The following is a 23,712-nucleotide window of genomic DNA, read 5'->3' on the forward strand; positions in this document are numbered from 1 at the left end:
AAGGCCCATGGTGTCGGCCGGCCTGAAATCGACCATGAGCGATCGCTCGGACGAGGTGACGACGAGCCGGGAACCAAAATCTACCGACGAGCTCTTAGAAGAGACCGAGAGCCTGCTGTCGGACTCGTCCGGATCGTCGAACTCGAGCGCTCACACCGACGAGCGGTCAGCAGGAACCGACGGGTTCGAATCGGAGTCGAGCCTCGAGAACGAGACGGGCGATTCGGGATCGTGGATGCCTTCGTTCGGGTCGGAAGCAGATTCTGAGCCCAGCGCCGAACCTGCGTTGGACTCGAGTAGTTCCCGGCTTTCGTCGGTGACGTCGCTGTTTTCGCTCCCGCGACTCTCTCCGACGCAGTACTTCTCGCCAAAAGCCTACTTCGCCCTCGTCATGGTTATCGGGGCCGGACTGTTCGCCGGAAACACCGTAATTCCGTTCGCCGGTCGGATGATCAGCATGTTCGCCGCCGCGTTTCTGATCGGACTGCTCACGTCGAAGCGCCGGTACCTCGAGATGACCGCCGCGGGCGTCTCCGTCGGCGTGGTCGCCGCGATGTTCAACTTCACGCTCTTTGCGATGCTCGGATCGGGCCAGAACCTGCTCGCCGTCGGTACCACCACCGGCGCGCTCGCCTGCCTCGGCGGCTACTACTTCGGCCGCGATCTGAAGAACGGACTGGCTCGAGACGTCGATTGAGCTACTGACCAAACGGAGGGACGGCCGCGAGAACGGACGTGCCCCTTCTCGTTCTCACTCGAGAGACACTACTGATGACGAAGGCCCTCAGCCCGCTGGCGGTCCCACAGCGGCCCCTATCGCCGCAAGCGATATGTCGCTGTGGCGACCAGACAAGCGCCAACGGGCTTCGCCCCTTCACTCCACCAGGTCCAACAGCACCGCAACCCGCAATGCAGGCCTGCCCTTCCCCGGGTCGCGCGGCCCTCTACGAAGACACGCGCTCCCGGCCCTAGCAATCTGCGGTTGGCAGGTCTACGTGCGGATAGCACTACAGGCGAGCGAAGCGAGCCGAAGAAAGCGCGGCGGGGGATTTCGGGGTCAGCCTCCCCAAACCCATCAGAGGCAAATGAGTAGAAAGGGATCCGTCGATCGGGAGCAAATCTCCGAATTCGTCGTCGTTCGCTTTGCGTGACTCCGATTAGCGACCGTCGGTCGTCAGCTCCCAGCCCCGTTCCGTTCGCTGGACGACTCCCTTGTCGGCCATCTTCTCGAGCAACTCCGCGACGATTTCTCGGTGTGTGTCGATATCCGCGGCAATCTCCGAAACCGATTTCGGCTCACCGCGAACGCTCGCGAGGAGGTCGGTGTATATCCGGCTCTCCGGCCCCGTCCCGACGACCTCCGAAATCTGATCGAGCGTATCACAGAGCTGTCCCTGTACCCAGCGCTGGGCGAGCGAAAGTTCGTTCTCGAGCGTTTCCAGACGCTCGAGCGTCTCCAGTAGTTCCCCGAGTTCCTCATCATCTTCGGCGGAAATGTCCACCGAGAGATGTCGGCAGGTGGTGATATCGACGCTGTTGTTCGCCGGATACGCGCTCTTGCTGGCGAATCCGTACGGGGAGACGTTGACCTCGAGGCGAACGTTTCGGGCGATATGGAAGTATTTCCGGCGTTGGTCGTCGACTCGGCTTTCGACCAGTCCGGCCTCGTCTAACTTCCGGAGGTGTTCGATGACCGCCTTGGGACTCACTCCGAGGTATTCCGAGATCTCGGTGACGTAGCACGGTTTGCGGGCCAGAAGCTGGAGAATCCGTCTCCGATTTTCGTTCCCCAACAAATCGAGCAACGCGGCGGAGTCCATTGAGAGAGCCTAGACGATGGTCGCTGAAAAGCGTGTCTGCTCTCAGCGAACAGTCGCCGCTTGTTGTCGTCTCGAGCGAGAGTCGAGCGGAGAACGCTCAAATTTGACGAACCGGATGTAGCCCGGAAGCGGTACGACACGGCGGAAATGACCGAACGGATCAATTATCGTCAGTTACGCGCTGTCGCTACGTTTCAGTCGTCGGTACTCTCGTCGAAAAGGGAACGATCGATCACACTCTCGTTGTCCTCATTTTCGTCGAGAGCAGCATCATCGAGGACGCGCTCGTCAATCACGCGCTCGTCAATCACACTCTCGTTGTCTTCGCTCCCGTTGAGTACTATCTCTTCGTCCTCGAGTACATCATCTTCAATACGCTCGTCCTCGACGAGTTCGCTGACCTCGCCTTCGTCAGGTTTGAATTCGGAACTGGTGTTATTATCCAGCATATCGTCGGTCGCTTCCGAACTCGAGAGCCTGTCGGTCGGCAGTACCGAGTCGTCAGTCAAGTTCGGCGAACCCACATCACCGAGGTCGGGCGACGGCACCGTGTCGTTCACCTGTTCCTGAATGCCATCCGAAAAGCTGGGAGACATATCGACACCGACGAGATTCGTCGCGACTTCGGCGACACTCGGTCCGGTGAGATCGGCGGCACTCGTCCGAAGGGTGTCGAGCCCGCTCATATTGAGGCCGATATCACTCGCGCGGTGTTCGACCGATTCGATCGAGTTCTCCAGCGAACTTATCTGGACCGTCAGCCGCGTCATTCGAGCGTTGTGCGCGGCCGAGCTCATCTCGTCCTCGTTCTCCTCGAGTTCGTTCTTCTCGTCCTCGAGATCGGCTATCTGTTTCTCGATCGTATCGGCTCGCTCGGTCACGATAGCTTCCCGTGACTCGTTGTCGGCGTTATTGTAGCTAGCGTTGAACAAGCCGGTTTCGACGGTCGTCTCGGTCTCTGCCGCACTCGATTGCATAAACTCGGTAACGTTCGTTTCCGGTGAGGAACCGTTGCCGGCCGCTGACCCGGTGCCTTCCTCGCCGTCACCGTGGCCCGCATCGTTCTCGACAGGCTCCTCGCCCGCGTCATCGTCCCCGTCGGTGACGACGCCCCCGGCCGATTCGGCGAGCGAACCAGAGAACCCAGCAGTTGCAAGCGGTGCGATCGCGAGACCGACAACGGCGATCAGTACCACGATAGCGACACCACGAGTCCCAGTCATCGATTCATCATCCGGACGAACTTCGTAAAAAGGTAAACCTTCGTTCTGACCGTTTAGTCGAATGCATCCGCCGCTCAGATTCGGTTTGAGCGTTTAAAAACCGCTGTGTATGATTCGTTGGGTATTGATCAAACGGGTAACATTCCCCGCGTCAAATCAGCGTGTACCGTTCGGAAATGTTTTTGAACGGTTGGTCGAAATGGCGATCAACTTGCGAACGATGCGTTTCGTATCCGATCCAAAAGCGCTCGTCATAAATGTACCTGCAGAACTGTTATCAGGCCATACTCCGTGGTACTAGATAACATGTTCGAGGTGTTCTCGCAGAGCTATTATCTCGGACGGCTGTACGTTACGCCGACGGACGAAGACCACGCGTTCATGCACAGTTCTCAGCACGAACGAATCAACGACGCGGTGTACGCGACCGGTGAGGGGATCGAGCGACTCGATACGCCGCTCGTGATGAAACTCGAGTCGGGTCACTTCGCGGTCCACGGCGACGACGGCGTGCCCGAAAACACGCTCGCCGTCCCCGAATCCGTCCTCGAGACGACGCGGATCAGGAATCCGCCCTCGCTACAGGAAGTGTTTCTCGCGCGCAAAGAGCGTGCACGACAGCTACTCGAGTATGCGGGCGGCTGGTCGCCGACGAGTTCGCCGGACGATCACCCCGACGCCGGAACTTAAAAGTGGCCCCGGTTCGCGCTTTTTCTCGATGATCGACCAGTTGCTCGGTCGCGCGTCGTTGAAGGACCGAATCGAAGAACTCGAGGAGGAAGCCGAGCGACTCCGAAGGCGCTACGAGGCCGAATCCGACCGGAAGGCGGACGCCGTCACCGCCAAACAGGAGGCCGAAGAGCGCCAGAATCGGCTCGAGGACCGAATCGCGCAGCTCGAGGGTGAACTCGAGCGCGTCGACGAAGACGAATCAGACGACGAATTCGAGTTTCGGCGTCGGGAACAGCTTCGCGGGGCGCGACTCGAAGAGGTGTTCGACCGGGTCGCGTCCGTTCGAACGGGACCGGAGGGTGCCTGTACCGTGTTTTTCGACCCTCAGCGCGAAGACACCGACAGGTCCGACGCGGAACGCTATCAGCTCGTCGAGGACGCAGTCGGCGAGCGTGCATCTCTCCTGACGAACGGCGATCCGTGTCTCGTCTGCTTCGACGACGCCGGGCTCGTTTCGGTTCGACTCGAGCCGCCGGTTCTGCCCGAATCCAATCTCGAACCGACCTGGAGCGATCGGTTCGAACTCGAACGCGAGTGGTTCCTCCCGACCGGGAGCTACGCGCTCGCGCTGGTTCGCGCGGATCTGTTCGCGCTAGGGATCTACGAAGACGGTGACCGGGTCGACTACCGCGGGTTCGAAAGCGAGGTGAAAGGGAGCCACTCGAAAGGCGGCTTCTCGCAGGCCAGATTCGAACGAATCCGCGACGATCAGATCGACGACCATCTCGAGCGCTGTCACCGGGCGCTCGCCGAGTTCGACACCGATCGCCTCTATCTCGCCGGCCAGCGCGGCGTCGTCGAGACGCTCGCCGGCGAAGGGGACTTCGAACCGGATGCGACGGCCGCGGTTGACGCGACCGGCGACCCGAAATCCGCGCTCGAGGACGCACATCGGTCGTTCTGGACGACCGAACTGGGCGTGTTCTGACTGACCGGGGACTGATCTGTGGACCGTTTCTTGACCGTCTGGTTCGCCGTGAGGTCCACGATTAAGTGGCCCCTTCGCCATGTTCCGCGTATGCGAATTGCGATTCTCGCTCACGAGAAGTTCCCCCAGCGAGCCAAAACCGCGCTCGGCATCCTTCGGTACAGCGACGACGACCCCATCGCGGTCCTCGACCGCGACAACGCGGGCGCTCGAGTCGCCGACTTCGTTCCCGACGTGCAGGACGCGCCGATCGTCTCGCGGATGGCCGACATCGACGAACCGGTCGACGCGCTGGTGATCGGCATCTCCCCGATCGGCGGGGAGTTCGAGGAAAGCTGGCGCAACGATGTTCGGAACGCCCTCGAGCGAGGCTGTGACGTGATCTCCGGGTTACACTACTTCCTCGAGGACGACGAGGAGTTCGCGGCGCTGGCGACCGAAAACGACTGCGACATCCGGGACGTTCGCAAACCGCCCGCCGACCTGACGGTGAGCGAGGGTGTCGCGAGCGACGTCGAGGCCGACGTGATCCTCACCGTCGGTACCGACTGCTCGGTCGGCAAGATGACCGTCTCGATGGAACTCGCTCAGGCCGCTCGCGAGGCAGGACACGACGCCGCCGTGATCCCAACCGGACAGACCGGGATCATGATCGAGGGCTGGGGCAATCCCGTCGACCGCGTCGTCAGTGACTTCACCGCGGGGGCCGTCGAGGAGATGATCACAGAGAAAGGCGACGAGCACGACTACCTCTTCGTCGAAGGTCAGGGATCGATCGTCCACCCCGCCTACTCCGCCGTAACCTGTGGCATCCTCCACGGAGCGATGGCCGACCAGCTCGTGCTCTGTCACGAGGCGGGGCGGGAGGCCATCCACGGCTATGAATCCTTCTCCCTTCCCACGGTTTCGACCTACGTCGACCTCTACGAGAACCTCGCGGCACCTGTCAACGAGGCGTCCGTCGTGGCTGGTGCGCTCAACACGTCCGGGATCGAAGATGACGAGGACGCTCGCCGGGAGCTCGAGGCCTACGAAAACGCGCTTGGGGCACCGGCGACGGACGTGCTTCGATTCGACGCGAAGACGATCCTCGAGGCGGTACTATGAGCGAATTTTCGACCGAAATCGAGCGACGAACGCTTCCTCTCGAGCAGCCATTTTCGATCGCTCGCGGCACGGCGACCGAAACCGAGGTCGTCTTCGTTCGGATCGAGGACGGCGACGGCACCGTCGGCGTCGGTGGCGCGGCTCCGACGAGACACTACGGCGAAACGGCGGGAACCGTCGAGGCCGTCCTGCCGGATCTCCTCGAGATCGTCGAGGCGGTCGGCGATCCGCACCAGCTCGAGCGGATCGAACGCCGAATGTACGAGTCGATCAAGGGGAATCCGTCGGCGAGGACGGCTGTAAGCATCGCGCTCCACGATCTCGTGACGAAGCGTCTCGAGATTCCGCTGTATCAATACTTGGGACTCGATCCGACGAAAACGCTCGAGAGTTCCTACACGATCGGGATCGACGACACACAGACGATGCGCGAGAAGACCGAAGCGGCCAGGGAACGAGGCTTCGGCACGCTCAAGGTCAAACTCGGCACCGACCGAGACGAGGAGATCGTTCGGACGGTTCGGGAGGCGGCCCCGAAAGCCCGACTGTTCGTCGACGCGAACGAAGCCTGGACGCCCAAAGAGGCGGTCGAGCGGATCGACCAGCTCGCTCCCTACGGCCTCGAGTTCGTCGAACAGCCCGTCCCCGCCGAGAACCCGGAGGGTCTGAAGTACGTCTACGAACGCTCGAGACTCCCGATCGCCGCCGACGAATCCTGTCTGGTCAGCTCCGACGTGCCGAAGATCGCCGACCGCTGTGACATCGTGAACCTGAAGCTCGCGAAATGTGGCGGGCTCTGCGAGGCGATTCGACTGATCCATGCCGCTCGAGCCCAGGGCCTCGAGGTGATGTGTGGCTGTATGACCGAATCGAACGCCTCGCTTGCGGCGGCCGCCCACCTCGCACCGTTGCTGGGTTATGCCGACCTCGATGGCTCACTCCTGCTCGCCGAGGACCCCTACGACGGCGTTCCGATGCCTGGTGGGGAGATCGATCTGGCGGGACTCGAGCGGTCGGGGACCGGCGCGGTTAGGAACTGAGAGTGGGAAGCATAGCGCGGTTCGGTCTCCTCACTACATCTACCGACGAACGGTCAGCACAACTTACGGATTATTGCACCTTACCAGCCAAGTACATGCGGTGGCGCGCGCTCACTCGCGGGTCGCAGTCGTGCGTGCGTCCGCTTGAAGTTCGTGAAGGATTGAGCGATCAATCTCATCGAATTCGATCCCAGTCATAGACCTGTTAACGTCTGTTGACAGAAGAGAAATTCGCCTGTACAGTACGTTGAAGGATACTGGGTCAACAAGCAACTCAAAGGGCCACATCGCTATTCGTGTCTATGGCCATCGAAGCCTCATTCACCATCGATCAACCCGAATTCCCATTGAACGCCGTTTTCGAGGCGTTGCCAGACGCCAGCATCGAACTGGACCGGGTTGTCCCGACAAAGGATGCCGTTGTTCCCTATTTCTGGATTTATTCGGAGAACATCAGCGAACTCTCGGCTGATATGAGTGGCGACGAAGGGGTCGATGAATTCAAAGTGATAGACGAATTGGAGGATCAGATGCTTGTCCGAATCGATTGGAACCTCGATCACGAAAGCGTTCTCACCGCGATCGTCAACACTGACGTCACCCTCCTTTCTGGATTGGGTGATGAGGAGAGCTGGACGTTCGAAGTCAGAAGCAGTGATCAGAAGAAGGTCTCTGAGTTCCAGACGTACTGCCACGAGAACGATGTTCCCATCAAACTCGCTCAATTGCACGCGCTTTCGCCACTTGAGTCGGATCGGGAGTACGACCTAACCGAAGGACAGCGGAACGCGTTGGTCTTGGCGTATTCTCGCGGCTACTTTGACTCGCCGCGTGACGCCACGCAAGATGATCTCGCCGACGAACTCGATATCAGCCGACAAGCTGTTTCTTCACGGTTACAACGGGGCCTTCGACGGCTTGTGGCGAGTACGTTAATAACGCCACAAGAGTGATAGGTACAACTCCAACTTAAAAGAGTGTTGCGCAAGCAAAATCCAGCGTCATCCCAATGGACCCCGTCTGTTCTAGTGATGGAATTCTCCAATAAGACAGTGGGTACTGTCGAAATCGTTCCTTCAATAGAAGCCATAGAATTCGTCGTTGATGATGGTGTCTACCGAGCAGAGTACGACAGTAGTCGTAATCAGCCGAGTTTAGCAATTGTCGCGGCGATAGCGGCTGCTGACCAAAAAGATCCCCACGAATTAACACCACTCCACTCCGCGATTGATACTGATGCGCTCGATGAATTATTCTCCCCGACAGCCAACGAAGGACAGAGAAATGGGTACCTCTCATTTCCGTACGAAGGGTTTGAGGTGACCGTATCCAGCGAGGGGGTCATCGAGGCCAAACCGACGGAGAACGCGTAGTCGGAATGATGGTTATGAGTGGACAACCGTCTGAGAGTAATGAGCAGTTTGAGACTGCTCTGCGAGAGCAAAAGGGACGAGTAATATGTGCATTATCAGAGGATGTAACTATACCTGCAACACCGATTCTCTGGGATGATGAAACCCTCTCCTGTGAGGAGTACGTCACCCTCGTCTACGAACTCCATCACGTCCACCTCCCCGAATTGAGAGCTGACGGGGTCGTTGAGTTTGATCGCCACAGTGATGAGGTGAAAAGGGGTGAGCGGTTTTGACGGTTTGTAACCCGGATAATTCTATAGATAGGGTTGGTTCGTATGGGTAACTCGGACGATCTACCGGGCTCCGAGTCGGATCAAGTAGTCGAACGGGACGAAACCTACGAGCATGAGAACTTCGGTCTCGTCGAAGTGACCGGGATATGGCGGGGAATTAACCAAGTCGATTCAGCACGTCACACCGATCAAAGGGACGTCATCATCGTTCGGTACTCGACGGAAGAGGACAGTAAACAGGTAGACGAACTTACGGAACCGCTCGATGAGTTCATCGAAGCCACGGAATGAGAACACGATCTCAGGGATGCTTGTTCGTAAAGTAGAGGACAGGGAAGTATCGGAGACGCCAAAAAGCTACCCAGAAACTGACAGATATATGCTGCGGGACTCAGAGTGTCACCAATATTATTACACCCAAAGTGTGTTGGAAAATTCTTTATGAAGACTGGTGTGATGCATTGTCGCATGAAAATCCAAGAACTCATCCACCTTCATGCGCTACTGCTCGAAATACGTAAGTACCTCGAACGAGAGGGGAACGTGCCATACGGTGCATTTGATTCCTACGATACACAACCGATTCGCCCGTCCCATATCCATCGCCAGAAAGACGCACACAAGAACGCAATTAACCTGCTACTGGACGGCTTCGAACAATTCGTTCAAACGCACCCTCCACCAGACCACGCACTGCTTCCTAAGTATGATACACACACAATATGACTGTCACTGGAGAAGGGGTATCTGGCCGCAGTGAATTGAGTGTTGTTGTAATAGACAACCCAAGCTCGGCCAACGAATGCGTACTTTATCCATCGGATGCTACCGACGAAGAACGCGAAACGATGTGGATTCTTGCCGAAGAGGGTGATTATTCTCCTCTGGCTCATAGTCAATGATAAGCCCGCATAGAAGAGTCCGTCAGAATCGCGTCCGGATTCCCGGCACCGTTCGGCGTGTTGTCCGGCTACCGGTCCGGGCGTCCCGTCGTCACGCTCTGGTCGGATTCGTACGAGCAAAAAAACGGCGTGAAAACGCTGGGAACGACCGTCACCGATGTCGTCGAGGTCCGCAAGTCGACCACGCTCGAGCCGACCGAATCGGTGTCCAAAACGTACGAACTCGGTCCCTCCTACGATCGGTTTCGGTCGGGAACCGCCGCGGTTCGAACGTTCGGCGGTGATCGGCTCTTCGAGCGAACCGCACCGCTCGAAGCCGAACTCGTTATCGAGGAGGAATAGTCACGGCCTCGTTCCCGTCCCAGGTTCGGTTTTCAGGCAGACCAAACTATTGCTCGCCGATAGCACCGTTGTCGGGAACCGTCTTTCATATTTTCAGACCGTTCAAACCGCCTGAGCTGAGATTTACAACCGTCGGTGTGGTGATCACGATAATATGCGTGACGACGACACCTCGAGGATCCTCCGACGAACGATGTTAACGGCGACCGGAAGCGCGCTCGCGCTCTCGAGCACGGGTGCGGCACAAACCACCGAGAACAACACGGTCGACTGGTTCTCGGACCGATGTCCCGATGCGACGACCGAGCCGAGCATGGGCCACTGCGACGGGGCGAGCATGGAGGGGTGTACCGACGACCACCCCGAAACCGAAGCGCTTCGCGAGGCCGTTGCGGAAACGCTCGAGGAGGAGTATCCAGACGCGAATGCGTTACTCGAGGCCGGCTTCAAGCCGTACTTCGACACGATTTCGACGGACGACGACGACTGGTCTCACTGGTTGAGCCCGGAGCATATCAGCGACGATAGCGTCATGGACCCCGAGCGGCCCGAGTCGGTCCTCGTCGACAACGACTCGTGGCGATCGATCGGTGTGATGTTCATCGCGACCAGTGACGGCGAGGCGATCGATCCGCCGCCGGCGGTGTACGAAGTGGATTCGGAGGGCGAGGAAGACGACTTCGACGACGGACATCACGACGACGGACACCACCACAATGATGGGGGCGGGCATCACCACAACGACGGACACCACTACGACGATGAGAATGGGCATCACGAGGGTGACGGCGGCGACCACCATCACGAGGATGACGACCACTACGGGGACGATCACGACGACGACCACCACGATGGCGACGATCACCGCGAGGAGGACGACCACGAGAACGGAGACCATCACCACGACCACGCGGGCGACGAAAATCGCTGTGCGCCGTGGCACTACCACGCCGGACTCCCGGGGCGATTCGCGTGGTGGTTCTACCAGCAGGTCTACGAGGGCGACTCGAGCGACCGCTCACTCCAACTCCCCTGCCGGACCCCCTGTATGATGCACGTCTGGACGGTCGACCACCCCGAGGGCGTCTACGCCCACGACGCGCCGCCGGCCGAGTACCGAGAGCGAGAATCGCCGGCGGAAAACGGGTTCGACACCGACGCAGAGCCGGGCGAGGATCGACTCGAGTGGGATGCCCTCCCCGAGAGCGAGCTACCTGACGTGATGCCCGACGAGTTGAGAGAGTGGATCGATTGGTGAGTACGAAACCGTGACGGACGGGCATCGGTAGAGCGGAAGGGCCGTCAAAGCGAAAGGATGTCAGGCGAAACGAATGTCAGAGAGAAGGGGTCGTTAAGCAAAAAGACCGTCAGGGCGTCATGACGACCTTGATGCAGTCGTCTTCCTTGTTGTTGAACGTCTCGTACATCTCCGGGCCGTCCTCGAGGCCGACCTGGTGGGTGATGACGAACGAGGGGTCGATCTCGCCGTCATCGATCTTCTCCATGAGCGGGTCGAGATAGCGCTGGACATGGGTTTGGCCCGATTTCACCGTTATCGCCTTGTTCATGAGGGGACCGAACGGGATGTTGTCCGACTGCCCCATGTAGACGCCGGGGACCGAGAGCGTGCCGCCCTTTCGACAGCACTTGATCGCCTCGCGCAGGACGTGCGGGCGGTCGTCCTCGAGGTGTATTTCCTGTTTGACTTGATCGGTCACGCCGGCCAGTCCCGTGCCGTGGGCTTCCGAACCGACCGCGTCGATACACCGATCCGGTCCGCGACCGCCGGTCATCGCCATCAACCGGTCGTAGACGTCTTCGTGTTCGAAGTTGAGGGTCTCCGCATCGCCGTGATTGCGCGCCATCTCGAGGCGCTCGGGGATGCGATCGATCGCGATCACCTGATTCGCGCCGAACATCCAGGCGCTCTGGATGGCGAACTGGCCGACCGGGCCACAGCCCCAGACAGCGACCGTATCGCCGTCTTCGATCTGGGCGTTTTCGGCGGCCATGTATCCCGTCGGAAAGATATCCGAGAGGAACAGCACCTCCTCGTCGGAGAGGTCGGAGTCGACTTTAATCGGGCCGACATCGGCGTGGGGAACCCGCAGGAACTCCGCCTGTCCACCCGCGTAGCCGCCTAACATGTGTGAAAATCCGAGGAGGCCGGCCGGAGAGTGGCCCATCGTCTTGCTGATCAGTTCGGCGTTCGGGTTCGTGTTGTCACAGAGCGAATACAGGTCCTCGCCGCAGAACCAGCACGAACCGCAGCTGATCGTGAAGGGAACGACCACGCGGTCGCCGACCTCGAGTCGGTCGACCTCGCTTCCAACCTCGACGACTTCGCCCATCGGCTCGTGGCCGAGCACATCGCCTTCTCGCATTCCGGGCATGTAGCCGTTGTAGAGGTGAAGGTCGGATCCGCAGATGGCGGTGGCCGTGATCTCGATGATCGCATCGGTCGGATTAGCGATTTCGGGTTTCGGAACCTCGTCGACGCGAACGTCCTTTTCGTCGTGCCAGACGAGCGCTTTCATCGATATCTCCCGCCGTGATCGGCGCGCTTCGGCTCCGCGGACTCGATCCCGGTCGTGTTACGAGTTGTACAAGTCACGGTAGCGAACGACACTCAAGATTCAACTAAAGCTGGTCCCTGCTCCTGCAAGAAACGATATTTGATCTGTGGATCGACCTGCGACTCACTCCCAGTCGATATCCTCGCCGCGACCGGATTCCCGGAGGATGAACGGGCCGATCGCGAGCGTTCGCTTGGCCATCGTGGCGATCCGTACGACGAACGAGACCAGGATCAAGAACGGCGTGACCGCGATGGTCGTCGTGGCGGCGACGATCCAGACGAGCGCGTCGATACCGAGGAAGGACCCAGTCGCCGCGTTCGCGTCGAAAAAGAGGATCATCGAAGCCGTGACGATCAGGGCGGGAACCGCGACGTACATCATCGCCCGCGAGAGGTTGATGAGCTCCCACTGAAAGTACAGCGTCTTGAAGTGCTCTCGAGCGAGTCCGAACAGTTTCAGCGATTCGAGCAGTTCGTCGTAGGCGTCGCGGGCCTCGTCGGTGAACGAGTCGGCGTGGGACTGTTCGATTCGCCGGGCGCGAAAGATCTTCCACGAGTAGTTGTAATCCAGCGCCGATTTCACGACGGAGTAGGTGCCGAACTGCGCGTTCTCGAGGTCGTCACGTATTGTGTCGGCGTGGGTAGTGAGGTTGTCGGTGAAGTCGTCGACGCGGTCGATGAACTCCTCGTCGTGGCTGTCGGAGACGGCACTTCGAAAGTCCCGTGCCCGTTCTTCGGAGGCGGCGATGATCGCCTGCAGGAACGACGACGGCTCCGGCGGACTCACCGGCGCGTCGATCGACGATTCGACGTCCTCTCGAAACTCCATCGCGCCGTCTAATCGCTCGCGCTGGTCCTCAACCGCGCCGAGTTCCTGGGAGAGGACGAGCGAATTGATCGAGACGACGAGTGTGACGCCGGTAATCAAGGCGGTCGTGAGCCCCTGAAACAACGTGTGGACGGGTTCTTTCGTCTCGAGCAGAGATCGGAGCGAAACGGGGCTGATCTGGCTCGCGGCCAACAGCCCGACGAACACGAACACCATGAGACCGGCGGTGACGAGCCATCGGTTGGCGTTCAACAGGAGTTCGTGTTTCAACGTCGAGTCGACGCTCCGCTCGGCCATCGTATCGCCCGGCTGCGAACCCTCGTCGCTCATCGGTGTACACGATTACTGGCACAACGGCGTGGAAATAAATGTCGATGCTCGTCGCCGCGGTCGCCATCGGTCCCCACGATGTTGCCATCGCTATCGGAATCCGTACGCACCATCGGATCGAGCGAATCGACAGTCGGAGCGGATGAACTACCGCGACCGGAAGTCGACGGTAGGGGAAACGGCGTCTACTCTTCGAAATCGACCCGCGGGACGAACGGACCGAAGTCCGCCGTCCGACTCGCGATCGAGGCGATACGGAACGTGTAGACCAGCAGGACGATAAACGGGAGGAAGACGACCGTGACGACCACGCTGACGACGAGAACGAGGAGCGTCGGATCACCGACCGCGTCGATGATCGAACTGTAGGTCATCATGAAGATCCCGCCGCCGAGCAGCGTCGGAAACCCGACGACCAACAGGAGTTTCGAAAGGTGAGCCAGCTCGTGTTGCATGTACAACGTCTTGAACGATTGTCTGGCAACGGCTAGGTGACCGAACAGTTCGACGAGGACCGACAGCGTGTCGGCGGCATCGTCGGGAAGCTCCGAACCGTACTCCTCTCGGATCGTTCGAGCGGCATAAAGGTGGGCACCGTTGAAGTGGCCGAGGACCGACGAAAGCGCGTCAAACGTGCCGAAATCGGCGTCCTCGAGCGCGTCAGAGACGATTTTCCCCTCGGAGGTGACCGCGTCGGCGAACTCCTCGAGGAGCGTCGCGAGTTCCGGGTCGTCGACGCGATCCGCCGCCGATTCCAGCGTTTCGGCGCGGTCGACGACAGATTCCACGACGAGTTGGAGAAAATCGGCGGGTGCGGCCGGACTGACAGTCACTCCGGTTAGCGCCTCGACGTCGCGCCGAAACGACGCCATCGCTTCGAATCGGTCCGCCAGATCTCCAGGCCACCCCAGCTCCTGGGACAGCACGAGCTGGTTGATCGCGAGGACGATGGTGATGAACGGGAGGGTTCCGCCGACGATGGCCGCGACGAGGGTCGTGGCCGTTTCGGGATCCGTGACGGGAATGTACCCCGCAAACCCGATGATGGCACAGACGAGGAGGACGACGATCGAGAACAGCGCCGTAAGGGCGTAGCGGTTCCCGTCGAGGACGATCCAGCGCTTGATCGGCGATTCGCGAAGCCGCTCGTGAACCAGGTCGCTCTGGGTCACCTCCTCATCGATCGCCTCGTCGCTACTCACGAGATTCTCATCGTTACTCATAGAGCGTGTGCGAACTCGTTAGTGGCGCTCGTAGATTCGAACGCGAACGAAAGACAAACGCGACGCCGTCTCGACTATTCATCACCATCGTCCTCCCCGTAAGAGACGTCGAACGGCCCAGCGTCGGGATCTTTCTGGGGCAACATCGGACCGACCGAAGCGGTCCTGCGCGTCACGGTCGCGGTGCGCAGGATGTACGAGACCAGTAGCGCAAGCGGCGAGACGACGATCGCGATGAGTGCGCTCACGACGATCGGGAGATAGACGATACTGACGCTCGCACCGCCGAAATCGGCGTAGACGAGCCCAATAATGATCGCCGACAGAATCGCGGGAACGCCCGAATAAATCGTCAACTGGGAAAAACGGGTGAGCTCCCGCTGAAGATAGGTCGTCTTGAAGTGCTCCTGTGCGACGTCGAACAGTTGAAGCGTCCCGATCAGATCGTCGAACGCCTCGAGTTGCTCGTCCGAAAGCTCGTCGGCGTAGCGCCCGCGAAGGTGTCTTGCGACGTACACCTGCCAGGCGTTGTTGTACCGGATCGACGCGGAGACCGCTTTGAACGTCCCGAACGACGTCTCCTCGAGCGTCTCGTCGACCCGGTCGGTCCGCTCCTGAACGCTGTTTACGTACTGGTCGACGTGCGTTTTAAATTCGCTATTATCGTGGTCGTCCACGGCGTCGGCGAGCGCTCCCGCGCGGTGGTGTATCGCCTTGACGATCAGTTCGAGTATCCTCGTGGGCGATGCAGGACTCGCCGGAACGCCGGTCTTCTCCTCGAGATCACGGCGAAACTTCATGACGCCGTCGAGCTCTCCGCGGGCTTGTCCGGCCGTCGCGAACTCCTGGGAGAGGATCAGCTGATTGATCGAGACGACCAGCGTGACGAGCGAGAACGTCCCCGCGATCATTCCACCCGCGAGTCGCGTGATCGAGTCGTCGTTGACGAACGAGATGAATCCGATTTCGTTCAATACGAGAAAGAGCACGAACGTGGCGGCCGAAAGCACGAGAGTAATAAAGAGCCGGTCTCCCTCGACCAAAATCCACTCCCGAAACTGCGTCACGGAACTGGTCCGTTCGCCTATCTCGGTCCCGTAAGACTCGAGCGTCTCGTCCGTCTCGGAAGACCCCATAGCAGTACTGTCGCTCTGACCGACAATAATGGTCGACGTTGCATATCGGACGAACGACCGCCCAGGAGGGGTCGAGGATCCGAAACCACCCGAACGATCGCTCCATTCAGGGCCTACACTCAAATGCGTCCACGGTGTCGATCCGGGTATGATCGGTTACGGTGATCGGTTACGGGGGCTTGAAACCGTCCCACACGGTCGGTACCCTCGAGACGATCAATGCGCTAGAGAGGGGCGACCTGCTCGAGCGACCGGGGGCCATCGGCGGAGCCGCGTGGAAGCAATGGTTCGAAAGACACCAACGACACGTGCTCGAGGACGAGCCTCCTGATGGCTCCGAACTCGCCGAGTCGCCGCACCGTTCTCACCGTGGGCGGGACGGTGACCGCCGCAATCCTCGCGGGCTGCAACGGCATCGATATCGGCGATGAACCGGATTACGAAGCCGGCGACGTCGGTGACATCGACGGCGAGGAGCGGACGGCCGAAGAGATGATCGCGGCCGAAAGCGTCGCCAAACAGGAGATCACGGAAGGAGTGACCCCGCTCGAGGGAATCACGATCGTCGATCACGAGTTCGTTCTCGAGGACGGATACCTCGGTTCGACCGTCCAGGGAACCGTCGAGAACATCGGAAACGACCGAATCGAACTCGTGGAAGTTCGCGTTCGCGTCTACGACGAAAACGGCACCCAGATCGACCGGTACCTCGACACGACCGGCGATCTGAGCGGCGGCTCCGAGTGGGAGTTTCAGGTCGTTATCCTCGAGCCGCCGGCGGATATCGCCGACTACGATATCGTTGTCCTCGGAACGCCGGCGTAAACCCGAAACATCGAGCAACGACAACTTATCGCGGATCTTCCGGTTCGACGCCGTAGGTATTCTGAACGCGCTCGACGACGATATCGTGAAATCCGACGAGTATCGCGACGGCGAGGACGATGACGACGACCTCGATGAGCGTCGCCATGAGCCCGAGGGCGACGATCAGCGTCGTCGCACAGGCCGCCGGATGATTCGTATTGGTCCAGAGCATCCCGATCGTCGTCAGGACCATCGCGATCGTTCCGCTGAGTGCGAGCCTGCCGACCTCGCTCGAGAACGGTTCGCCCTGTTCGAAGGCGTCAACGACGACCAGTCCGTCGGCGAGCACCAAGTACGCGATCAATCCGCAGACCGCGGCGACGGCGTGCCCGCCGATTACGTGATACGCGCCCTCCGCTCGAGGCTGTTCGCCGGTCGCGAGCAGGTACGCGGAGGGGCCGAGACTGGGAAAGAGAAACGGTTGCCCCGACGCCCAGGCCATGCCACCCAGAAGAACGAAATGCAACACGACGTTGACCCCCGCGCTCAGATCGTCCCGAAGGCTCATCGACTCCAGATAAGCCAATCGGACTGATAAACATACGGTCGAGCGGGTCGTGATCGGGACTAATCGTCGAGGACAATATGATTGATGTGTAGCAGAAGTGAGACGCTATCGAACCCCGAAAACAATCAGCGAATCGAATACTGATTACTGCTCTTCGTCCTGGAGCTCCGCGAGTTCGGCTTCGACTTCCTCGTCCGGAACCTCCGCCTCGAGGTCTTCGATCTCTTCCTCGTCGACGTCCGCTTCAATGTCCGCGTCGGGTTCCGGTTCGGGTTCGGTCTCGCCACCGCCGACATCGGACTTGAGCGTCTCGAGTTCGGCTTCGACGCCGCTGTCGGTCGAGAGTTCCTCGAGCTCTCGGTCGATGTTGTCCTTATCGGAGAGCACGTCGTCGAAGGCACCCGATTCGTGGAGTTCGTCCATCGCGGCGGAGCGAGCCTCCATATCTTCGGTTTGTTCTTCGGCGCGTTCGATCGCTCGGCCGACGTCCTCGAACTCGTCTCCGGTCGCGGTCATCGCTTCGGAGACCGTCGAGCTCGCTTCGGCGGCTTCGTAGCGAGCTTTCATCGTTTCCTTCTTCGTTCGGAACTCCTCGATGCGGTTCTGGAGTTCGTCCTTTTGCTCGATGAGCCGATCCTGTTGGCTCTGGAGCTCGGAAACCTGACGCTCGAGGTCCTCGATCTGGTTCATCTTCGTCTTTTTTTTCTCGAGGGCGCGCCGAGCGAGGTCTTCGCGATCCTGCTGGACCGCGGTGCGAGCCTGCTCGTTGTGTTTCTCGACGTTATCCTCGAGCCGACGTTGTTGCATCTCGAGGCGCTTTTTCTGGGTCGTCAGGTCGGCGATGCCGCGTTTGACGTCCTGAAGCTGGTCGCGCATCTGCTCGTAGGAGTAATCGAGCGTCTGCGTCGGGTCCTCGGCCCGGTTGAGGAGCGAGTTGATTTTCGACCGGATGACGTAAGAGGTCCGAGAGAGGATGCCCATACTCCCTAGGTATCGCTCGTGGCCCTTAAAAACATCACTTTGATAACAGTCTGTGTGGTGTGAAACAGCCGATCGGCCGGAAGACGGCAAGAAGCGGCCCGGACAGCGGCGACGTGTTCGCCGGACGGAAGGAATTTGCAGACGGCACTCGAACGTCGAACCGATGGTCGACACGGAGATCCAGGCTGCGGTTCCCGACGGGTGGACCGACGATAACCTCGAAGTCGGCGGCGTCCGATTGCACTACTATCGAAGCGGCGGCGAGGGGCGACCACTGGTGGTCGCCCACGGCATCACGTCCGACGGCCGCTCGCGGCTCCCCCTGTTCGAGCCGCTCGCAACGGAGTACGACGTGATCGCCTACGACGCTCGCGGACACGGTCGGTCGGCGGCTCCCGAAACGGGATACCGTTACGACGAGCTGGCGAGCGACCTCCTCGGGGTGATCGAGGCGCTCGGAATCGCGAACGAATCCCCGCTTTTGTACGGTCACTCGATGGGCGGGACGACCGTCGCCGTCGCGGCGGCCGCCGAACCCGACGTTCCCGGCGGCGTCGTACTCGAGGATCCCGAACTGCTACTCGAGCCCGCCGGCGGTGAACGTGAAAATGGAGGCGACGAAACCGGGAACGACGAAAATCGGAACGAACGCGAGCCCAACGACGATCTTCTCACCCCCATCGTCGACCGAATTACCGGTGATCGAGACCGCACAGAAGCACTCGAGACCGATCCCGAGTTGCGGGCGCTGGCCGCGGACGGACGCGGCGACCTCGCGACGCTGCTCGCTGATGCGTACGCGAACGTCGATCCGGCGGTTGGCGGCATGCTCGAGGCCGGTGGCCAGGATCCGGCCGAAGTGTTCGCAGAGATCGACGCGCCGACGCTAGTTCTCAAGGCGGACGCCGCCGACGCGGTCCGCAAGCGCCACCGCGAGATTTCGTCTCGTCTCGGCGATGGGAGACTCGTCCACGTCGAGGGCGCGGGCCACTGCGTGCTTCGAGACGAGTACGACCGCGCTCTCGAGGAGTTGCAAGCGTTTCTTGAGCAACAATGACGTGGTTTCCGAGCGTCAGCGGCCGACGCCAGCCGGCCGGGACGCGGACACCGGTTTTGATTATCCGCGGAATCGATCGTCACCCATGAGCGACGTGCTAGTGCCCGGTGATCGCGATGTTCGCGGAACGCTCGAGGAGCCCGAATCCGATGATGGAAACAAAAGCCGGGACGACCCAGATGCGATCGTGATCGCCTGTCCACCCCACCCCCAACACGGCGGCTCCCGCACCGATCCGCGACTCGTCGCGGTGAGCGACGCGTTGCTCGAGGCCGAAATCGCCTGTCTTCGGTTCGACTACGGCCCCTGGGACGAGGGAGCTGGCGAGCGTGAGGATGTCCGAAACGCGATCTGCTGGGCGAACGAACGCTATGATCGGGTCGGCGTCTTCGGCTACAGCTTCGGCGCGACGCTGGCGCTGATCGCCGCCCCGGACGCGGCGTGTGACGCCGTTTCCGTCCTCGCGCCGACGGCACGGCTCGGCGAAGACCTTGACGCACTCGAGGGACTCGAGCGAGCCGAACTGCCCGTCTGCGTACTGTACGGCGAGCGAGATACCACGGTCGACTGGAGCCCGATCGTCGAGGCCGCAACGGAGCGCGGCGACGAATCCGTCGAACTATCGGGAGATCACTTCTTTCTCGGGAAACACGGCGAAATTGCGAGCGCGATCAGTGAATTTTTCGAGCGTACGTTGCTCGAGTCGAGCTAGTTACCTGCTGGGTGACCCGAAGTTGATACCGTGTCTGTCCCGAGACAGCCGACCGATCCATCGCTCGAAGACGACAAATCGCGCGACACTATTTTTTTAGATATCATTCGATATTACTATTAGTAACGACCTCGAGATGCGATATGGATGAGACGACCAACGAAATCGACAATTATCACAGCAGTCACAATGATGCTCGTCATCGGTCTACTCGGTGCCGGGACCGCGGTTTCCGCCTCGAGTACGGCGGTCGACGACACGAGCGAAGTCGAAACCGATGCGATAGATATCGACGCCGTCGAACAATACGTCCACGAAGCGGTAAACGAAGAACGCGTCGCGGTTGGGGCCGACGAACTCGAGTTCGATGATGAACTTCGCGACATCGCTCGAGATCACAGCGAGGATATGGCCGAGCGCGGCTACTTCTCACACACCGATCCGGATGGGAACGGGTTCATCGACAGGTACGACGACGCTGGCTACGAGTGTAGCGTGAACGGGTACATCGGCGGCGAGAACATCGCCCAAACGTGGTACGACACGCCGGTCAATACGGGCGACCGGGGTATCGTTCACTACGAAGACGAACAGGAACTCGGCTACGGCATCGCCGAGCAGTGGATGAACTCGCAAGGCCATCAGGAGAACCTCCTCGCCGATCACTGGGAGAATCAGGGTATCGGCATCCACGTCACTGACGACGATCAGGTGTTCGCCACGCAGAATTTCTGCTAATACTGTCGGCTGTAACTATGTGAAGATTCTCGCACCCCTGGGCGACAAGAATTTTGAACGACGTACAGCCGGCAGTATGAGGAGTTCGCTTCGCCAGGTTTTCCGCTTCAATCGTTTCGATCAATCGCCCCAAACGGCCGTTTCGGTCGGCCAAACGGCTGCTTCAGTCGGCCATCCCGAACGGCCGCCTCGGCTATCCCAAACGGCCGGCGACTGATCAATCTCGCCCGTGTCTCGTGAGACACTTCGAAAGCCCGATCAGCTCGACGGGTTCGGAGTTGTCGGGCGAGTAAACGACCATCTGACCTTTCTCCATGTAGGGCACCTTCGACTCGAGATTAGTCGGAATGTTCACGCTCTTGATGGCGTCCTCGTCGCCCAAGTTGAGGACGACGGTCGTGTTGATCTGTTTGAAGACCGCGTCGTCGATGTCCTGGGGGTCCTGCGTGATGAGAAAGAGTCCAAGCCGTTCCTTCCGGCCCTGTTTTGCCGCCTCTGTGAACTTTCGGATAACCTTCCCCGCCTGCACGCTGTCGGCGTCGGTGAGGAAGTTGTGCGCCTCGTCCATCCCCAGGATTAGGGGCGTTTCCTTGATCCGGTCGTAATCCGGGTCGTTCGAGAGCTTCTGGTCGATGACCAGACTCGAGAGCGCGAGCACGACGGCTTCGGTCGCCCTCGAGTCGCTGATGTGGTAGGTCGGAACCACGGAGAGGCCGCCCGGGCGGACGAACTCGTGAATCAGGTCGGTGATCGGCCGGGCGTCCTGATCGAAGACGTGGCCGAAGCCGAGCACGCGCCGGCGAACGGCATCGAAGGTCGCCTCGTGGACCCGTCCCGATTCGTCGAGTTCCTCTCGAAGCGCCGGATCGTCGAGGAAGGTCGTGAACTCCCGGTAGGTACCGTCGGGGCCGTACTGGTCTCGAAATCGCGGAAGCAGGACGCTCGTGAGTGCGCCGTACTGGTTGTCGTTGAGTCCGCTCCCCGCGACGAGCCACGGGTTTTCGTGGACCATCGAGAACGGAATCGTGAACTCGACCTGTTCGGCGCGGTGATGGCCCGCCGCGTAGGAGGAATCGCCGATCTTCGGGACGAACGCCGTCGTCTTCTCGACCCCGCCGTAGGCGACGCCCTCGCGCTCGAGTCGCCGCGCGAAGTCGTCGTCTAAGTCGGGATTGTCGTCGTGCATCTGGGCGTACTCGTCCTGAGGGTCGAACTGAACGATCGCGGGTTGGACTTCCCGACCGTCCTCCATCGGATACGTTCGCTCCTCGGCGAGGTACTGCCGGAGGACGTTCTTCGCGGCGTGGGTCTTCCCCGAACCCGTGCCGCCGGCCACGAGCGAGTGCCGAAAGACCAGCGGGTCGCCCGCATCGTAATCGTCCTTGAGCGGGTAGTCAATCGTCGGCGGCGAAGCGGCCGTCCGAACCTTCTCGCCGCCAACGGAGAGATGCCCCAGAAAGACGCCGTCCTCGGGAATCTTCAATCCCGTTTTGATCTCCTCGGTGTCGTCGGCCGTCCGGATCACCGTCTGGGGTTTGGGGACTCGATCGGTCATCCGCCGTTTGAGTTCGCCGTCGCCGGAGGCAGTTCCCCCGTCCGCGGAGCCACCCTCCGCGCCGTCTTCGTACAACACGGCAACCGGCTCGAGCGAGGCGATGAACTTGAAGTCGGCCTCGTCGATGTCGTCGCGACGCATCGCCCGCCGGGCGTGGATCTCCGTCGCGTCGTCCGCGTGATACTGCTGGGCGTACTCGAGGCCGGCAATGCGACAGAACAGCGTTTCGCCGTCGGGATAAGGAGCGAGGAGATACGTCCCGATTCTGATCTCGGAGCGGTTCCCCTGCGTGATGTACGCCCGCACCCTCGTCTCGTCTTCGTCCTCGGCGATTCGAAGCCCCTGCGAGACGCAAACGGTTCCGATACCCACATCCTCGCCTCGAGGGTCGACGGACGTGACCGCGAACTCGTCCTCGTTTCCGTCGGTATCCGTCTGCGCCGCCCCGCCGTCGCTCGAGGGGGCGTCGTCTGCAGTCGTCGACTCGAGGGAATCCCCGCTCCCATCGTCGACGGCGTGGTCGGTGAAATCGCCCAGATCGCTCATATACACGATATCTTATTCATCCTTCAAAGAAATACCGAGACGTCCGTCAGTCGATCCGTGCGGAAAAACCGTCGAAACAGTAAATAGCGCTCAGGCTACCGAGAAGCAGGACGGAAACCAGAACACCGGAAAAGGGTAACGAGCGGCCGGCTCAGTGCATCGTCGGGAGCGGATGATCGGTCGTCTTCACCCAACCGTTCTCGTATTCGAGAACGTCGATATCCGCCAGCGCGGGGAGATGCGAGTGATGAAGTGCGATTTTCGCCGTCTGGCTATCCGAGATGGTATCGACCTCGAGCGTCGCCAGTTGCTCCGCGAGAACGTCGATCGAACAGCCCTGGGCGTGTTCTTCGAGCAATCGAAGGGTCGGCATTCGAACCGGATGCACGACCGTTTCGAGAAGTTTTTCGTCCGTGCTCGAGCACGCCTCGAGGAGGACCGCTACGTTCGTGGGCGGAAGCGGTGCGTTTGTGCCGACCGACGCGGTTTCCCCGTCCCAGATGATGATGTCGTGATCGGCCAGCCGCGGGAGGTGGCTGTGAACGAGACTGGTACGGAGTTGTCTCTCGGACAACTCGCCGGATCCGTCTCGAGCACGAATCTCCGTCACCAGTTCGGAAACCGTCATTTCCCGGCCGGTGCTTCCCAGAATCTCGAGGACGCGGAGGCGTCGTGGATGTCGAAGAACGTCATAGCACTTCGCCGGAATGTTCGACAACGAATTTCGTCTGCTATCGCCGCCGAAGTGGGCGTCCGAACTCATTATAACAGAACATCCGCCCAATCGGTATAAGCCCATTTCCAAAAGGATTTGGGTAGCGTGTCTGATACCCCTTCTGAGGAGAGAGTGATACGGATAGAGAACCCGTTTCTGGTGCGTTGAACGGGCTTTCAGCGGGCCGGTCTAAAC

At 60.2% G+C, this 23,712-nt stretch carries 26 protein-coding genes; 16 read left to right on the top strand and 10 right to left on the bottom strand.

The annotated features are described in order from the left end of the window. Positions 1-34 precede the first annotated feature (34 nt). Positions 35-697, top strand: coding sequence for a DUF456 domain-containing protein (locus tag QNM96_RS03900; RefSeq protein WP_283834697.1), 663 nt, complete (start codon positions 35-37; stop codon positions 695-697). 460 nt (positions 698-1,157) lie between these two features. Here QNM96_RS03900 and QNM96_RS03905 read toward each other — a convergent pair whose 3' ends face one another. Together QNM96_RS03905 and QNM96_RS03910 are read right to left on the bottom strand one after the other, a co-directional pair. Next, positions 1,158-1,820 carry a metalloregulator ArsR/SmtB family transcription factor gene (locus QNM96_RS03905; RefSeq protein WP_283834698.1) on the bottom strand — a complete coding sequence of 221 codons (663 nt, stop codon included), beginning with the start codon at positions 1,818-1,820 and terminating at the stop codon, positions 1,158-1,160. A gap of 194 nt (positions 1,821-2,014) precedes the next feature. Then, a complete protein-coding gene (locus tag QNM96_RS03910; RefSeq protein ID WP_283834699.1) occupies positions 2,015-3,043 on the bottom strand; it encodes a hypothetical protein in 1,029 nt (342 codons plus the stop codon). Positions 3,044-3,349: 306 nt separating this feature from the next. On the opposite strand from QNM96_RS03910, the gene QNM96_RS03915 reads away from it, so the two are divergent. The 11 genes from QNM96_RS03915 (at position 3,350) to QNM96_RS03965 (ending at position 11,000) form a co-directional block, all read left to right on the top strand. Further along, on the top strand, positions 3,350-3,733 hold the full coding sequence (locus QNM96_RS03915; RefSeq protein WP_283834700.1) for a DUF5802 family protein: 384 nt from the start codon (positions 3,350-3,352) through the stop codon (positions 3,731-3,733). A gap of 28 nt (positions 3,734-3,761) precedes the next feature. Then, positions 3,762-4,703: a Vms1/Ankzf1 family peptidyl-tRNA hydrolase gene (locus QNM96_RS03920; RefSeq protein WP_283834701.1), complete on the top strand. Its 942-nt coding sequence runs from the start codon at positions 3,762-3,764 to the stop codon at positions 4,701-4,703. 90 nt (positions 4,704-4,793) lie between these two features. Further along, entirely contained in the window at positions 4,794-5,810 is a 1,017-nt protein-coding gene (locus QNM96_RS03925) for a DUF1611 domain-containing protein (protein ID WP_283834702.1), read from the top strand. Then, the gene (locus tag QNM96_RS03930) at positions 5,807-6,850 is read left to right on the top strand and encodes a dipeptide epimerase (protein WP_283834703.1); all 1,044 of its coding nucleotides are present in this window, start codon (positions 5,807-5,809) and stop codon (positions 6,848-6,850) included. Before QNM96_RS03925 ends, QNM96_RS03930 begins: the two co-directional genes overlap by 4 nt. Before the next feature lie 302 nt (positions 6,851-7,152). Beyond that, positions 7,153-7,803, top strand: a complete 651-nt coding sequence (locus QNM96_RS03935) for a helix-turn-helix domain-containing protein (RefSeq protein ID WP_283834704.1) — start codon at positions 7,153-7,155, stop codon at positions 7,801-7,803. 78 nt (positions 7,804-7,881) lie between these two features. After that, on the top strand, positions 7,882-8,223 hold the full coding sequence (locus tag QNM96_RS03940) for a HalOD1 output domain-containing protein (protein WP_283834705.1): 342 nt from the start codon (positions 7,882-7,884) through the stop codon (positions 8,221-8,223). Positions 8,224-8,237: 14 nt separating this feature from the next. Then, positions 8,238-8,498: a hypothetical protein gene (locus QNM96_RS03945; RefSeq protein ID WP_283834706.1), complete on the top strand. Its 261-nt coding sequence runs from the start codon at positions 8,238-8,240 to the stop codon at positions 8,496-8,498. Between the two features lie 42 nt (positions 8,499-8,540). Beyond that, positions 8,541-8,789: a hypothetical protein gene (locus tag QNM96_RS03950; protein ID WP_283834707.1), complete on the top strand. Its 249-nt coding sequence runs from the start codon at positions 8,541-8,543 to the stop codon at positions 8,787-8,789. Positions 8,790-8,966: 177 nt separating this feature from the next. Then, complete coding sequence (locus QNM96_RS03955) at positions 8,967-9,224, top strand: UPF0058 family protein (RefSeq protein WP_283834708.1); 258 nt, start codon at positions 8,967-8,969, stop codon at positions 9,222-9,224. Positions 9,225-9,460: 236 nt separating this feature from the next. Continuing rightward, positions 9,461-9,742: a hypothetical protein gene (locus tag QNM96_RS03960; protein ID WP_283834709.1), complete on the top strand. Its 282-nt coding sequence runs from the start codon at positions 9,461-9,463 to the stop codon at positions 9,740-9,742. Between the two features lie 154 nt (positions 9,743-9,896). Then, a complete protein-coding gene (locus tag QNM96_RS03965; RefSeq protein WP_283834710.1) occupies positions 9,897-11,000 on the top strand; it encodes a hypothetical protein in 1,104 nt (367 codons plus the stop codon). Positions 11,001-11,109: 109 nt separating this feature from the next. Here QNM96_RS03965 and QNM96_RS03970 read toward each other — a convergent pair whose 3' ends face one another. The 4 genes from QNM96_RS03970 to QNM96_RS03985 all read right to left on the bottom strand — a co-directional run bounded on the left by QNM96_RS03970 (position 11,110) and on the right by QNM96_RS03985 (position 15,838). Continuing rightward, positions 11,110-12,279, bottom strand: coding sequence for a zinc-dependent alcohol dehydrogenase (locus tag QNM96_RS03970; RefSeq protein ID WP_283834711.1), 1,170 nt, complete (start codon positions 12,277-12,279; stop codon positions 11,110-11,112). A gap of 162 nt (positions 12,280-12,441) precedes the next feature. After that, positions 12,442-13,479 carry a hypothetical protein gene (locus tag QNM96_RS03975; RefSeq protein ID WP_283834712.1) on the bottom strand — a complete coding sequence of 346 codons (1,038 nt, stop codon included), beginning with the start codon at positions 13,477-13,479 and terminating at the stop codon, positions 12,442-12,444. A gap of 185 nt (positions 13,480-13,664) precedes the next feature. Further along, entirely contained in the window at positions 13,665-14,702 is a 1,038-nt protein-coding gene (locus tag QNM96_RS03980; protein ID WP_283834713.1) for a hypothetical protein, read from the bottom strand. A gap of 74 nt (positions 14,703-14,776) precedes the next feature. Further along, complete coding sequence (locus tag QNM96_RS03985) at positions 14,777-15,838, bottom strand: hypothetical protein (RefSeq protein WP_283834714.1); 1,062 nt, start codon at positions 15,836-15,838, stop codon at positions 14,777-14,779. A 330-nt stretch (positions 15,839-16,168) separates the two neighbouring features. On the opposite strand from QNM96_RS03985, the gene QNM96_RS03990 reads away from it, so the two are divergent. After that, positions 16,169-16,663 carry an FxLYD domain-containing protein gene (locus QNM96_RS03990; RefSeq protein WP_283834715.1) on the top strand — a complete coding sequence of 165 codons (495 nt, stop codon included), beginning with the start codon at positions 16,169-16,171 and terminating at the stop codon, positions 16,661-16,663. A gap of 25 nt (positions 16,664-16,688) precedes the next feature. Here the strand turns inward: QNM96_RS03990 and QNM96_RS03995 are convergent, their stop codons facing one another. Then, positions 16,689-17,213, bottom strand: coding sequence for an HPP family protein (locus tag QNM96_RS03995; protein WP_283834717.1), 525 nt, complete (start codon positions 17,211-17,213; stop codon positions 16,689-16,691). A 144-nt stretch (positions 17,214-17,357) separates the two neighbouring features. Further along, a complete protein-coding gene (locus QNM96_RS04000; RefSeq protein ID WP_283834718.1) occupies positions 17,358-18,194 on the bottom strand; it encodes a PspA/IM30 family protein in 837 nt (278 codons plus the stop codon). Between the two features lie 163 nt (positions 18,195-18,357). On the opposite strand from QNM96_RS04000, the gene QNM96_RS04005 reads away from it, so the two are divergent. From QNM96_RS04005 to QNM96_RS04015, 3 genes are all read left to right on the top strand, one after another. Then, positions 18,358-19,251, top strand: a complete 894-nt coding sequence (locus QNM96_RS04005) for an alpha/beta hydrolase (RefSeq protein WP_283834719.1) — start codon at positions 18,358-18,360, stop codon at positions 19,249-19,251. Positions 19,252-19,336: 85 nt separating this feature from the next. Next, on the top strand, positions 19,337-19,963 hold the full coding sequence (locus QNM96_RS04010) for an alpha/beta hydrolase (protein WP_283834720.1): 627 nt from the start codon (positions 19,337-19,339) through the stop codon (positions 19,961-19,963). 147 nt (positions 19,964-20,110) lie between these two features. Further along, on the top strand, positions 20,111-20,701 hold the full coding sequence (locus tag QNM96_RS04015; RefSeq protein WP_283834721.1) for a CAP domain-containing protein: 591 nt from the start codon (positions 20,111-20,113) through the stop codon (positions 20,699-20,701). Positions 20,702-20,918: 217 nt separating this feature from the next. Here the strand turns inward: QNM96_RS04015 and QNM96_RS04020 are convergent, their stop codons facing one another. Together QNM96_RS04020 and QNM96_RS04025 are read right to left on the bottom strand one after the other, a co-directional pair. Continuing rightward, positions 20,919-22,802 (bottom strand): ATP-binding protein, encoded by a 1,884-nt coding sequence (locus QNM96_RS04020; RefSeq protein WP_283834722.1) that lies wholly within the window; start codon positions 22,800-22,802, stop codon positions 20,919-20,921. 151 nt (positions 22,803-22,953) lie between these two features. Continuing rightward, positions 22,954-23,565: an ArsR family transcriptional regulator gene (locus tag QNM96_RS04025; protein ID WP_283834723.1), complete on the bottom strand. Its 612-nt coding sequence runs from the start codon at positions 23,563-23,565 to the stop codon at positions 22,954-22,956. Positions 23,566-23,712: the final 147 nt, after the last annotated feature.

This window comes from Halostagnicola sp. A-GB9-2 (assembly GCF_030068615.1).
Classification (GTDB): Archaea; Halobacteriota; Halobacteria; order Halobacteriales; family Natrialbaceae; genus Halostagnicola.